Below are 13,251 nucleotides of genomic sequence, written 5' to 3'. Positions count from 1 at the left end.
TTCTCTGGCGGGCACAGATAGTGCGTTCACAGTAGATCCAGTGTGGGAGCGGCGGTGCGGCGATCCGACTTGCTCGCGAAGGGGCCGGTAAGGCCGACCGACACAATCCCTAGTGCTCGCGCTGGAACGCTGGCAGACTGCCAATCCTTTTACGTCGTTCGTTTTGAGGCTGTATGTCAGCGTTTTCTCAGCGTCAGGTCTTGTTGCTTATCAGCTGGGTCATCATTTTTGGTGGTTTGCTGCTGGTGCTCCCTCTGCGATTGCTGCCCAGCCTGCTGGCCGGGTTGTTGGTGTTCGAACTGGTCAACATGCTCACGCCGCAATTGCAGCGGCTGATCGAAGGCCGCCGTGCGCGCTGGCTGTCGGTGGCATTGCTGGGAACATTGGTGGTCAGCGTGCTGGCGCTGATCTTTGCCGGTGCGATCAGTTTTCTGCTGCACGAGGCGGAAAATCCCGGCGCTTCCCTCGACAAATTCATGGTCGTGGTCGACCGCGCACGCGGGCAATTGCCGCCGTTCATCGACGCTTATCTGCCGGCCAGTGCCGCCGAGTTTCGCGTGGCCATCGGCCAGTGGATGAGCAAGCACCTCAGCGACTTGCAACTGGTGGGCAAGGACGCGGCGCACATGTTCGTGACGCTGCTGATCGGCATGGTGCTGGGGGCGATCATCGCCTTGCAGCGAGCGCCGGACGTGACCAAGCGCAAGCCCTTGGCCGCGGCATTGTTCGATCGTTTGCACCTGTTGGTCCAGGCGTTTCGCAATATCGTTTTCGCCCAGATCAAGATTTCCCTGCTCAACACGTTCTTCACCGGGATTTTCCTCGCGGTGGTCCTGCCGATGTTCGGGATCAAGCTGCCGCTGACCAAAACCCTGATCGTGCTGACCTTCCTGCTCGGCCTGCTGCCGGTGATAGGCAACTTGATGTCGAACACCCTGATCACCATCGTCGGCCTGTCGCTGTCGATCTGGGTAGCGGTGGCGGCGCTGGGTTATCTGATAGTTATCCACAAGCTCGAATACTTCCTCAACGCGCGCATCGTCGGCGGGCAGATCAGTGCCAAGTCGTGGGAGTTGCTGCTGGCAATGCTGGTGTTCGAAGCCGCGTTCGGCCTGCCGGGGGTGGTGGCGGGGCCGATTTATTACGCGTATCTGAAGAGTGAGTTGAAGCAGGTGGGGATGGTTTGATCAGGTCGATATGCATTGCCTGATCTGACGCTATCGCGGGCAAGCCTCGCTCCTACAGGTTTTGTATGTGCCGCGAAAACGCCGCGTGACCTGTAGGAGCGAGGCTTGCCCGCGAAGGATGCACCACAAAAATCAGGGTCAATCCATCGGGCCGTAACGCTTGGCCGCCTCGATCGCCAACCCGCTGCCGATGCTGCCGAAGATATTCCCTTCCACATGCCGCGCATTCGGCAACATCGCCGAGACGCTGTTGCGTAGCGCTGGAATCCCGCTCGAACCGCCGGTGAAGAACACCGTGTCGACCTGATCGACCCGCACGTTGGCGTCGTTCAACAACTGGGTCACGCTGTTGCGCACCCGTTCCAGCAGGTTGTCGATGGCCGATTCGAACAGTGCCCGGCTCAGTTCCACGCTCAAACCCGGTTCGATACGATCCAGTGGCACATGGCGGCTGTCGGCGTGGGTCAGCTGGATCTTGGTTTCTTCTACTTCCATGGCCAGCCAGTGGCCGGCGCGCTGGTCGATCAGCTTGAACAGGCGATCGATGCCGCCAGTGTCTTCGATGTCGTAACGCATGCTGCCCAGGGCCAGGGTCGACTTCTGCGAGTACACCGAGTTGATGGTGTGCCAGGTCGCCAGGTTCATGTGGTGGCTAGTCGGCATATAGGCGCCGCTCTTCATCCGGCTGCCGTAGCCAAACAGCGGCATCAGGCCTTGCAGGCTAAGCTGCTTGTCGAAATCGGTCCCGCCGATGTGCACGCCGCCGGTGGCGAGGATGTCGTCGTGACGGTTGTCATGGTTGCGGCGCTCAGGCGACAGGCGCACCAGAGAGAAGTCAGACGTACCACCGCCGATGTCCACAATCAGGACAAGCTCTTCTTTTTCGATGGTCGACTCATAGTCGAACGCCGCTGCAATTGGCTCGTACTGGAACGAGACATCCTTGAAACCAATGGCGCGGGCTACATCCACCAGGGTGTTTTCTGCTTCCTGGTCGGCCATTTCATCGTCATCGACGAAAAACACCGGACGGCCCAGCACCACTTCTTCAAATTCCCGACCGGCAGCGGCTTCGGCACGCTTTTTCAACTGGCCGATGAACAGGCCGAGCAGGTCCTTGAACGGCATCGCTGTGCCGAGGACGCTGGTGTCGTGCTTGATCAGTTTGGAACCCAGCAGGCTCTTGAGCGAGCGCATCAGCCGGCCTTCGTAACCTTCCAGGTACTCGTGCAGCGCCAGCCGGCCGTACACCGGGCGGCGTTCTTCCATATTGAAGAAGACCACCGAGGGCAGGGTGATCTTGTCGTCCTCCAGCGCGATCAGCGTTTCCATGCCGGGGCGCAGCCAGCCGACGGTGGAGTTGGACGTGCCGAAGTCGATACCACAGGCACGGGCTGGAGATGCGTTTTTCATGTCTTTCAAGTTCCGGTTAAAAAACGGCCGCGCAGTGTATGTCAGTGCGGCGAAGATTCGAAGGCCGACTATCCGTTAAATCGCAGCGGTCAGCGCTTGAAAGATGCTCCAACACCCCCAAACTTCCCTGCATAGACTTGGCAACCCCTGGGGCGACTGCAAGAACCGCGCCCTGCTGCCGATAAACTTCTGATGCGCTGCCCGGTCACAACCTTGAGATCGGTCAATCCAAACGCTGCAAACAAGAGCATGCTGTGCCTGGCTGCGCGATTTCGATAATGGATGGTGATTCCCTCGATGGACTTCAAAGACTATTACAAGATTCTCGGTGTGGAGCCGACCGCGGACGATAAGGCGATCAAGGCCGCCTATCGAAAGCTGGCGCGCAAATACCACCCCGACGTCAGCAAGGAAAAGGACGCCGAGTCCAAGTTCAAGGATGCATCGGAAGCCTATGAAGCGCTGAAAAACGCCGACAAGCGCGCCGAATACGACGACTTGCGCAAATACGGCCACCACGGTCAGCCCTTTCAGGGCCCGCCGGGTTGGCAGAGCCGCGGTGGTTTCGGTGGTGGTGGTCAGGACACGGGCGATTTCTCGGACTTCTTCAGTTCGATTTTCGGCAACCGTGGTCCGGGTTTCGATGGTGGTGGGCGGTCAGGCCGTAGTGCCGGGCGTCGAGGGCAAGACGTGGAAATGGAATTACCGGTTTTTCTGGAAGAAACCCTCTCGACCGAATCGAAGAAGGTCAGCTTCCAGGTACCGCATTACAACGCTGCGGGCCAGCATGTCAGTAACACCAGTAAAAGCCTGAACGTGAAGATCCCCGCCGGCGTGACCGACGGCGAGCGCATCCGCCTCAAGGGCCAGGGCGCGCCAGGCATCGGTGGCGGGGCCAATGGCGACCTGTACCTGACCATCCGTTTTGCGCCGCACCCCAAATTCGACGTCGAAGGCGAGAACCTGATCATCACCTTGCCGCTGGCACCGTGGGAGCTGGCGTTGGGGACCGAAGTCGCGGTGCCGACCTTGACCGGCAGGATCAACCTCAAGGTTCCGGCCGGCAGCCAGAACGGCCAGCGCATGCGCGCCAAGGGTCATGGCCTGCTGCACAAGGCCGGTCACCGTGGCTATCTGTTCGTGCAGCTCAAGGCAGTGATGCCGAAAAAACTCGACCATGACGTCAAAGAATTGTGGGAAGAGCTGGCGAAAAAAGCCGCTTTCGATCCGCGAGAGAATTTCTGATTTCGAGATAAGGAGTAGCCAATCATGAGCGACCCCGTGATCGTTCTACTGGACCTGGCAGAATTCTGTGAGGCGACTGAGCTATCGGACGTGCACGTGATCGAGATCGTCGAACACGGCATCCTCGAACCGCAGGGGTCAAAACCCAAGGATTGGCGTTTCACCGACTATGAACTGGTGCTGGCCAAGCGCGCTGTCAAGCTGCGACGCGATCTGGAGCTGGAATGGGAAGGCGTCGCCCTGGCGCTGGACCTTTTGGAGGAAGTCCAGCAACTGCGGGCCGAAAACCGCATGCTCAAGCAGCGGTTGGGGCGGCTTGTGGTCGAATAATCGCGCTGATGTTTCTGCATTGCCTGTCAGGTCGCTTCGCGAGCAGGCTCGCTCCCACAGGTGATCTGCTGCGAACACAGAATTTGTGAACACCAACGATCCACTGTGGGAGCGCGCCTGCTCGCGATGAACGATAACCCGGTCCCCCTGCCGCACACCGTTCTGGGAACACCACCGCCGATAAAAGCAGCCACATTCGTGGTTGTGTGGTGCGGTAAATAGATATTTTCGGCACCTGGATTTTCGAATGCGCAGGGCTGTTTTTGTACATCCAACCAACGATTTTTTACGCTTTTGTTCACCGGACAAACGCATAACCATAGGACCCCAATCAATGGTTTGAAGGTGTTCAAGACATGCCTGAATTGCAAGGAAGCAATCCAACAGGGCCGTCAAGTCCCGCAACAAAGGAAGACAACGGGGTTCATCACCAACGGATAAAACCGTTGATCCCCAAGGCGATGACAGAAGCACCACGGGTCAGGCTCCTGACGGCGGTGGATGTACAGTCGACGTTCCCCGCCTGGTATCTGAAATCCCGACCGGTGGACCGCGACTATCTCAAGCAACTCATCGACGAGCGCTGGCGCCTGCAAGGGCGGCTGGACGAATTGCTCAGTGATTTGCAGCACGACATCAAGGCCTTTGCCGAGCCGTTGCTCAAAACCATGTTGCTCTCGAACTTCAACGAGCATGGCAATCCGAATGACCTGCAAGTGCGCCTGTATGTGCCGAACACAATCGCCGGTGTAATCGATACCCAGGCCAGTACCATCCGTCGCTCCACGCTGCTCGAAGCGGCGCTGCACAACTTCGAAGAGGATGAAACCCGCGAGGATGCGTTTCGCAGCGGCTCCGCGGTGTTGCGCAAGGACTTTCGTGGCGACCTGCACGAGATCAAGGTCATCACCCCGCAAAAAATTGCGGCGCTGTGCCGGCGCCTCGACATAGGCAGGCAATACCAGACCCACATCAAGTCATTGCTCACCCCCGCAGATCCCGATGCCGCTCGCCTGCTCAAGGAGCGTTCGATCGCCAGTGACAAAGCGGCCCTCAAACTGGCGTCGATGACGGCGTATCTCAAGGGCGATATCGGCCTGCGCGGTTACGCGACGATCGGCGGACTGATCGACGGCAAGTCTGATATCCAGTGGCATGGCCGTCCGCTGCAAAGTCATCGTTTGTCGCTGATGGGCTGCCGGATGACCGGCGTTGTGCTGTTCAGCGCGGTGGCCGAATCTGCGGCGGTCAAAAAGGCCATTGATAGTCTGATGCCCGATGCACGCGAGCATTGGCTTGATTTCTCCCAACGGGCAACGTCCTCGCTACCCAATGGCTTCGATACCTTTCGCCTGCTCAAGGCTTTTTTCGCCAACGGCCCGAAAGGCGTGGTGGAAGAGATGCTGCGCAAGGACGAAATCTACCGCCAGAATCGGCTGAGCGGGCATCTGATCGCCTGGGTGCCGGATGACCCGGACCATCCGCTGAAGGAATATGCCTCGCTCACCGACTTCATGAAAACGCTGATCGGCCAACTGCGTGAGAGTGACTACCAGGATTTTTTCAGCCGTTTTGTCGCACAGAAAGACAAGGCGATTTTTTTTAGCCGGGTCAATGAACGGCTCAAAACCATCACTTGGCAACAGCGCGAACCGCTGGACATGGGGCCGTGGTGGCGGGAAACGCCGATCGAAAACCCTGATGCGGAACCTGTCACTCATCTGATCAACGACGCCCTGTGGGACCGCCTGTTTCGTGAGCGCCGCGACAAAGCCATCACCGATGCCCGATTGATCGCGGTGCCGACCGATGACGAAGACGCCAATGCTCGCTGGAAACGCCTGAGCGGCTATCTGGACATCGCCTGGAACGTGTTCAACTTTGGCGCAATGCTGGTGCCAGTGCTGGGGCCGGCCATGCTGGGCTTGATGGCCGCGCAATTGCTGACGGAACTGGTCGAGGGCATCGAAGACTGGAGCAAGGGTGACGTCGAAGAAGGCGCGGCGCATATCAACAGTTTCTTGATCAACGGTGCGCAATTGGCCCTGATGTTCATGGGGCACGTGCTGCCCAAAGGCTCCACGCCGATCAGACCATCGCCCCTGATTGACAGCCTCAAACCGGTGGAACTGCCCGGCGGAAAAACGCGTCTGATCAAACCCGATCATGCACCTTATGAGCACCGCCTGACGCTGCCCGAAACCGCAACGCCCGATGACTTCGGCGTCATCGAGCATGACGGGCGCAAAGTGCTGCCGCTCGAGGGCAAGCAATTCGTGCTCCAGGAGGATCCGCTCACCGGACAGCCTCGACTGCAGCATCCCAAGCGGCCAGATGCCTATCAGTTGAACATCGAACACAACGGTGCTGGCGCCTGGCACACAGAGTTCGAACGACCGATCGAATGGGACAAGGGCAAGCTGTTGCGGCGCCTCGGTCCATCAGTGGAGGGGATCAGTGACGAAGTGCTGGATCAGGTACGGCATGTCAGCGGTGTCGACGAAGGCGTACTACGTCGCATGCATGTCGAAAATGATCCACCCGCGCCCTTGTTCATGGACACGCTGAAGCGCTTCAAGGCTTACGCGGACGCCGACAAACTCAGTGCGCAAATCCTGAAGGGTCAAGTGCCGCAGGAACTGTCGGAACAAGTGGCGGGGTTTGTTACCGAATTACATGGCTGGCCGCCATCCAGGATTCTGGTGCTGGAAGACGATACGGCTTCGGGACGACCATCATTGAGTTTCGGTGCGAGCGAGGCGACGCCTGAAAACACCCTCAACATTTCCCGGGCCGATGTTTGCGAAGGCCGACTGCCGACACAAGTGGTTGACGCCCTCAGCGAGGCGCAATTGCAGGACTGGTTCGGCAGTGAAGTTGCGAAAGAACGCTCGGCGCGTATTGCCGAGCTGCAAAAACGCATTGCCCGCCAGGCGCAAGACAGCAAAAAAAGGTTGTTCGATACGTTGTACGAGGCTCGGGAAACCACCAGCGATGCGCGGATAAATCTGCTGAAGCGGGATTTTCCGGACCTGTCGAACGCCGCCGCGCAAGCCCTGCTGGACGATGCCACTGAAGCCGAGTTGTTGAAATTGACCCAAGACAGACGGATCCCGTTGTGCTTGCGCGAAATGGCGCGCACGTCTGTGTTCGGCCTGCGTTTGAGTCGCGCCTATGAAGGGCTTTATCTGGATGAATTGAGCAATGCCGACACCACCCGGCTGGCGCTGCATACCCTGGAAAACTGGCCGAAATGGCCAAAGGATGTGCGCATCGAAGTCCGCGAGTTTTCGTTCACCGGTGCACTGCATGACAGCGTGGGTCCGGTCGATGCCTCGGTGCGCAAAGTGTTGGTCATGCGCGAAGACGGGCACTATGAAACTTACGACCATGAGGGTGGCCATCTGCAGGGAGCGGATGATTTTTACGGAGCATTGCTGCATGCCTTGCCCGATGCCGACCGCAAAGCGCTGGGGTTTGAGATCAATCAGGGGGCGCAGCTGCGTCAGGCGGTTAAACAAACGCCGCTGTCACACGACACGTTCTCGAAAACCCTGTTGGATCACCCGATACGCAAGCCCGCTTACGACCCACAGATCATGCGTTTGCGTGGCGGAATGCGCGCTTACAGGGTGCGCTCACAAGATACGGATCTTTTGCGAATGCGTATAAGCTCACTTCTTCCAGGTCTGGATGACAGTCAGGTACAGGCGCTGCTGAACGCTTTTGGTGAGTGGGCCGACCAGCGAGTGACTGCGCTGGAAACCGAGTTCAACCGCTTCAATGATTCAATGCGTCGTTGGGTCAACCAACCTACTCAATCCTGGCGTCTTACACCCGCCGGAGTCGCGGAGTGGAAATCCAGAAACGATCTCTATGCGAAGCTCCGCCGCTGCTTGCAGCGCACCGGACCGGCGGGCGTTGAGGTACCCGGCATCGTGGCGCCGCAGGTACTGAATCTGGATGGTTTTCCTCTGGACAGGCATTTGGCGACGATGCCTGAACTGTCGGCCAATTTTGATCACGTCACCGAACTCCACCTGAACAATGCAGGACTGGGTAATGAACAAGTCGGATTCCTGCGGCCATTCCGGCAATTGCGGCAGTTGAGCATGAGGCAAAACAGTTTGACCGTGTTTCCTCAAGAGATCGGCAACATGCGCTGGCTGACTCATCTGATGCTCAACAATAACAACATCTCTCTGGACAGCGCGGGGATTGCCCACCTCAGAGGACTGACCCGCTTGCGTATGTTGCGTCTGAGTAACAACCCGTTGCGCTTGCCGCCTGATGTCAGTCTTATGCCCAGATTGCAGGCAATTACCCTTGACCATGGCCAGCTTGATACCTGGCCCACGGGCTATCTTGGCCGCAATCGCCCGCGCAACATTTATCTGAACCTTGAGTTCAACAGGCTCACGCAAATTCCCGAAGTGGCGCCCGGTTCCTTCCGTGCGGAGTTGCTGGCGCGCACATTCTTTACTCGCGAACAGGACTGGATTTCGCCCCAGAACCTTGAGCGGGTGCGCACGTATATCGAATCGCTCGGCCTGGACCCTGATCGCGCCTATCCCCCTCGCGGCGTACTCGATAGCTCCGAATGGGGAGAGGGGCTGAGCAACGCAGAGTGGAATGCGAAACAGCCCATCTGGGACAACGTCGAAGACGAGTATGGCTCGCTGCCGTTTTTCAATGTAATCCGGCGGTTGACCGAGTCCTATGATTTCAAGGCCGACGACAAAAGTTATCGTATCGAACTCACCGCCAAAGTGTGGCGCATGCTCGAGGCCATGGCCGAAAGAACCGAATTACGGGAAAAACTGTTTGCCGAGGCGAGCAGCACCACCAACTGTGTCGATGGCGGCACTCAGTTGTTCAATGCCATGGGTGTCGAGGTATTAGTGCACGAGGCCCGTGCATTGGCCAATCCTGGGCTGATGGAAGCCGAGCTGCTGCAACTGGCGAGGGGCAAGTCGCGTCTGGACGAACTGGGCAGGATTGCTCGCGAGCGTGTCGCTGAGCGCTTGCGGGCCGGAGAAACCTTTTATCGCCCCGGAACCGAAGGTGGAACCATCGATGAAGTCGAGGTGCATTTGGCTTATATGACGGATCTGGCGGAACGCCTGGATCTGCCATGGCAAGCGCGAGGCATGCAGTTTCGGGCTATTTCCAAGGTGAGCACGGAGATGATCGAGGCGGCTTGTCAACGCGTGCTGGCCTTGGAAGAAGGGGGCTTGCTGACCGAGCGGATCCTTGAGCAACCGATCTGGCAAACCTTCATGGAAACGACCTATCGTCAGGAATTCGATGCCCTGAAACTGAGGCTGGAAAACGCTGAGGACGAAGACATATTTCAGGCCATCAAGGCACTCGAAAAAACCTTGACCCAGCAAGCTCTGGGCCGAGCCAAACTGGACAAGGTGAACACCACAATCGGTAGCTGACCCTCAAGCCCCGAACGCCTAGGCGTCCGGGGCTTCTTGCATTGTTCAGAACAGGAAATAGCGCTGGGCCATTGGCAAGGTTTCTGCGGGTTCACACCACAGCAATATACCGTCAGCCTTGACCTGATAGGTTTGAGGATCGACGTCGATATCCGGCAGGTAATCGTTGTGAATCAGATCGGTTTTTTGCACGTCGCGACAACCTTTGACCACGGCGATTTTCTTCTTCAGGCCCAAGGCTTCGGGCAAACCGGCGTCCTGTGCTGCCTGGCTGATGAAGGTCAGGCTGGTGGCGTGCAGCGAGCCGCCATAACTGGCGAACATCGGGCGGTAGTGCACCGGTTGCGGCGTCGGGATCGACGCGTTGGCGTCGCCCATCAGGCTGGCTGCAATGGCTCCGCCCTTGAGAATTAACGTCGGTTTGACCCCGAAAAACGCCGGGCGCCAGAGCACCAGATCCGCCCATTTACCCACTTCCACCGAGCCCACTTCATGGCTGATGCCGTGGGTGATCGCCGGGTTGATGGTGTACTTGGCGATATAGCGTTTGGCGCGGAAGTTGTCGTTACCTTCGCCGTCACCGGGCAGCGGGCCACGCTGTTTTTTCATCTTGTCGGCGGTCTGCCAGGTGCGCGTGATGACTTCACCGACGCGGCCCATGGCCTGGCTGTCGGAGCTGATCATCGAGAACGCGCCGAGGTCGTGGAGGATGTCTTCGGCGGCGATGGTTTCCCGGCGAATGCGGCTTTCGGCGAACGCTACGTCTTCGGCGATGCTCGGGTCCAGGTGGTGGCAGACCATCAGCATGTCGAGGTGTTCGTCGATGGTGTTGCGGGTGAACGGCCGGGTCGGGTTGGTCGAGCTTGGCAGCACGTTGGCAAAACCGCAGGCCTTGATGATGTCCGGGGCATGACCGCCACCGGCACCTTCGGTGTGGTAGGTATGGATGGTGCGGCCCTTGAAGGCGGCGAGGGTGGTTTCGACGAAGCCCGACTCGTTGAGGGTGTCGGTATGGATCGCCACCTGCACGTCGTACTGATCGGCGACATTCAGGCAGTTGTCGATGCTCGCCGGGGTGGTGCCCCAGTCCTCGTGCAGCTTGAGGCCGATGGCGCCGGCCTTGACCTGCTCGATCAACGGTTCCGGCAGGCTGGCGTTGCCCTTGCCGGTGAAGCCAATGTTCATCGGGAAGGCATCGGCGGCCTGGAGCATGCGCGCCAGGTGCCATGGCCCGGAGGTACACGTAGTGGCGTTGGTGCCAGTGGCCGGCCCGGTGCCGCCGCCGATCATGGTGGTGACGCCACTCATCAGCGCCTCTTCGATCTGCTGCGGGCAGATGAAGTGGATATGGGTGTCGATGCCGCCGGCGGTGAGGATCATGCCCTCACCGGCGATCACTTCGGTGCTGGCGCCGACGGCGATGGTGACGTTGGGCTGGATGTCCGGGTTGCCGGCCTTGCCGATGGCGGCGATGCGTCCGTCCTTGAGGCCGACGTCGGCTTTAACGATGCCCCAGTGGTCGATGATCAATGCGTTGGTGATCAGGGTGTCGACCACTTCCGCGGCCAATAATTGGCTTTGGCCCTGGCCATCGCGAATGACTTTGCCTCCGCCGAATTTGACTTCTTCGCCGTAGGTGGTGAAGTCCTGCTCCACTTCGATCCATAGCTCGGTGTCGGCCAGACGGACCTTGTCACCGACGGTGGGGCCGAACATGTCGGCGTAGGCCTGACGGGAAATCTTCATTGCAGTTCCTTCATTGATCGTTCCCACGCTCTGCGTGGGAATGCCGCCATGGACGCTCTGCGTCCGCCGTTATGTGACGCAGAGCGTCACGGGATGCATTCCCACGCAGAGCGTGGGAACGATCAGTCAGTCGAGATCACCCATGATCCGCCCGGCAAACCCGAACACTCGGCGATGGCCGGCCAGGTCCACCAGCTCGACCTCGCGGCTCTGCCCAGGTTCGAAGCGCACGGCGGTGCCGGCGGGGATGTTCAGGCGCATGCCGCGGCTGGCCGCGCGGTCGAAGGTCAGGGCGTCGTTGGTTTCGAAGAAGTGATAATGCGAGCCGACCTGGATGGGCCGGTCACCGCTGTTGGCCACCTTCAGGCTGAGGGTGCGGCGGCCGACGTTGAGTTCGATGTCGCCGGGCTGGATCTGGTATTCACCGGGAATCATCAATGGGCTCCTTGGAGAATCTTGTAGTAAAGGGCTGTCGGTTTGTACTGGCCGTTGGGGTCGCAGGCGTAGTCGGGGATTTCGCCGGCGCGGGTGTAGCCCATCGCCTTGTAGAAGTCTTCGGCAGGGGAGCCGGCTTCGGTGTCGAGGTAGAGCATGCCGCGCTTGTGTTGGCGGGCTGCAAGCTCAAGGGCATGCATCATCTGCTGGCCCAGACCGCGACGACGGGCATGTTCACGCACCAGCAGTTTCTGCACTTCGGCGCGGTTCAACCCATTGGCTTTCTGGCACAACGTCAGTTGCACACTGGCCTGCACCTGTTCGTCCTTGACCACCACCCAGAGCAGCACGTTGCCTTTGTTCAGGTTCTCCTGGACTTCATCGAAATAGGCTCGGGCCTGAGTGGCATCCAGATCCGCCATGAACCCGACGCTGGCGCCATAGCCGACGGCGTCGAGCAGCAAATCAATCAAACCCTGACGATAGTGCGCAAAGCTTTCAACATTGACGCGGCGCAGTTGGGCGGCGTTCATGGGTATCACTCCTTGTGGGGACCAGGTGGCATTGCGCCCGGGTCGAGGATCAGTTGCATGAAGGTCAGGTCCAGCCAGCGGCCGAACTTGGTACCCACCTGCGGCATTTGGCCGGTGACGACGAAACCGACCCGGTCGTGCAGCCGGATCGAGGCGCCGTTACCGCTTTCGATGGCGGCGACCATCACGTGTTTGTTGCAGCCTTTGGCGCGTTCGATCAGCGCTTCCATCAGTTGCGGCCCGAGGCCATTGCCCCGCTGGTCGTTGCGTACGTACACCGAGTGCTCGACCGTGTGGCGGAACCCGTCGAACGGGCGCCAGTCACCGAATGAAGCGTAGCCGAGTACGCTGTTGTCGCCGTCGACGATCACCAGGATCGGATAGCCCTGATCTTGTCGGGCGCTGAACCAGGCCTGGCGGTTGCCCATGTCCACCGCCTGTTCGTTCCAGATCGCCGTGGTGTTGAGGACGGCGTCGTTGTAGATGTCACGGATCGCTGGCAGGTCGGCGAGCAGCGCATCGCGGATGTGGTAAGTCATGGCGCGGCCTCAGGCGATCGGTTGGTGAACGGTGACCAGTTTGGTGCCGTCGGGAAATGTCGCTTCGACCTGGATCTCCGGGATCATTTCCGGGATGCCTTCCATCACTTGTTCGCGGCTGAGCAGGGTGGTGCCGTAATGCATCAGCTCGGCCACGGTCTGGCCGTCACGCGCGCCTTCGAGCAGCGCTGCGGAAATATAGGCCATGGCCTCCGGGTAATTGAGCTTCACGCCGCGAGCCAAACGCCGCTCGGCCACGAGGCCGGCGGTGAAGATCAGCAGCTTGTCTTTTTCGCGTGGGGTCAGGTCCATCGTTTGGAATCCATAATCGGCAGTTAAATAGTTCACTCCCCCTGTAGGAGCGAGGCTTGCCCGCGAA

The 13,251-nt window shown here is 59.2% G+C and carries 10 protein-coding genes; 4 read left to right on the top strand and 6 right to left on the bottom strand.

Features of this window, described 5'->3' with window-relative positions; all coding sequences use genetic code 11:
• Window positions 1–173 precede the first annotated feature (173 nt).
• Entirely contained in the window at window positions 174–1,187 is a 1,014-nt protein-coding gene (locus AB4O41_RS13835; protein ID WP_367373988.1) for an AI-2E family transporter, read from the top strand.
• 138 nt (window positions 1,188–1,325) lie between these two features.
• Here AB4O41_RS13835 and AB4O41_RS13830 read toward each other — a convergent pair whose 3' ends face one another.
• Window positions 1,326–2,600: an Hsp70 family protein gene (locus tag AB4O41_RS13830; RefSeq protein ID WP_217855644.1), complete on the bottom strand. Its 1,275-nt coding sequence runs from the start codon at window positions 2,598–2,600 to the stop codon at window positions 1,326–1,328.
• Window positions 2,601–2,897: 297 nt separating this feature from the next.
• Between AB4O41_RS13830 and AB4O41_RS13825 the strand changes: the two genes are divergently transcribed.
• The 3 genes from AB4O41_RS13825 (at window position 2,898) to AB4O41_RS13815 (ending at window position 9,619) form a co-directional block, all read left to right on the top strand.
• Window positions 2,898–3,845 (top strand): DnaJ C-terminal domain-containing protein, encoded by a 948-nt coding sequence (locus AB4O41_RS13825; RefSeq protein ID WP_460148123.1) that lies wholly within the window; start codon window positions 2,898–2,900, stop codon window positions 3,843–3,845.
• Window positions 3,846–3,869: 24 nt separating this feature from the next.
• Window positions 3,870–4,175: a chaperone modulator CbpM gene (locus tag AB4O41_RS13820; protein ID WP_460148122.1), complete on the top strand. Its 306-nt coding sequence runs from the start codon at window positions 3,870–3,872 to the stop codon at window positions 4,173–4,175.
• 356 nt (window positions 4,176–4,531) lie between these two features.
• On the top strand, window positions 4,532–9,619 hold the full coding sequence (locus tag AB4O41_RS13815; protein WP_460148121.1) for an NEL-type E3 ubiquitin ligase domain-containing protein: 5,088 nt from the start codon (window positions 4,532–4,534) through the stop codon (window positions 9,617–9,619).
• Window positions 9,620–9,664: 45 nt separating this feature from the next.
• Here the strand turns inward: AB4O41_RS13815 and ureC are convergent, their stop codons facing one another.
• From ureC to ureA, 5 genes are all read right to left on the bottom strand, one after another.
• A complete protein-coding gene (ureC, locus tag AB4O41_RS13810) occupies window positions 9,665–11,365 on the bottom strand; it encodes an urease subunit alpha (RefSeq protein WP_460148120.1) in 1,701 nt (566 codons plus the stop codon).
• 126 nt (window positions 11,366–11,491) lie between these two features.
• Window positions 11,492–11,800, bottom strand: coding sequence for an urease subunit beta (locus AB4O41_RS13805; RefSeq protein WP_008011171.1), 309 nt, complete (start codon window positions 11,798–11,800; stop codon window positions 11,492–11,494).
• Complete coding sequence (locus AB4O41_RS13800; RefSeq protein WP_123358641.1) at window positions 11,800–12,333, bottom strand: GNAT family N-acetyltransferase; 534 nt, start codon at window positions 12,331–12,333, stop codon at window positions 11,800–11,802. The genes AB4O41_RS13805 and AB4O41_RS13800 overlap by 1 nt, the downstream gene beginning before the upstream one ends.
• Window positions 12,334–12,338: 5 nt before the next feature.
• A complete protein-coding gene (locus tag AB4O41_RS13795) occupies window positions 12,339–12,872 on the bottom strand; it encodes an N-acetyltransferase family protein (RefSeq protein ID WP_460148119.1) in 534 nt (177 codons plus the stop codon).
• Between the two features lie 9 nt (window positions 12,873–12,881).
• On the bottom strand, window positions 12,882–13,184 hold the full coding sequence (ureA, locus tag AB4O41_RS13790; RefSeq protein ID WP_007937143.1) for an urease subunit gamma: 303 nt from the start codon (window positions 13,182–13,184) through the stop codon (window positions 12,882–12,884).
• Between the last annotated feature and the right edge of the window lie 67 nt (window positions 13,185–13,251).

It is taken from the genome of Pseudomonas sp. S2_A02 (assembly GCF_054668495.1).
This window is presented reverse-complemented; position numbering and strand designations above follow the sequence as displayed.

Coding starts and splice junctions, on each gene's coding strand:
- AB4O41_RS13825 (WP_460148123.1), top strand. CDS start 2,898: ATGGACTTCAAAGACTATTACAAGATTCTCGGTGTGGAGCCGACCGCG.
- AB4O41_RS13795 (WP_460148119.1), bottom strand. CDS start 12,872: ATGACTTACCACATCCGCGATGCGCTGCTCGCCGACCTGCCAGCGATC.
- AB4O41_RS13815 (WP_460148121.1), top strand. CDS start 4,532: ATGCCTGAATTGCAAGGAAGCAATCCAACAGGGCCGTCAAGTCCCGCA.
- AB4O41_RS13830 (WP_217855644.1), bottom strand. CDS start 2,600: ATGAAAAACGCATCTCCAGCCCGTGCCTGTGGTATCGACTTCGGCACG.
- AB4O41_RS13820 (WP_460148122.1), top strand. CDS start 3,870: ATGAGCGACCCCGTGATCGTTCTACTGGACCTGGCAGAATTCTGTGAG.
- ureA (WP_007937143.1), bottom strand. CDS start 13,184: ATGGACCTGACCCCACGCGAAAAAGACAAGCTGCTGATCTTCACCGCC.
- AB4O41_RS13800 (WP_123358641.1), bottom strand. CDS start 12,333: ATGAACGCCGCCCAACTGCGCCGCGTCAATGTTGAAAGCTTTGCGCAC.
- ureC (WP_460148120.1), bottom strand. CDS start 11,365: ATGAAGATTTCCCGTCAGGCCTACGCCGACATGTTCGGCCCCACCGTC.
- AB4O41_RS13835 (WP_367373988.1), top strand. CDS start 174: ATGTCAGCGTTTTCTCAGCGTCAGGTCTTGTTGCTTATCAGCTGGGTC.
- AB4O41_RS13805 (WP_008011171.1), bottom strand. CDS start 11,800: ATGATTCCCGGTGAATACCAGATCCAGCCCGGCGACATCGAACTCAAC.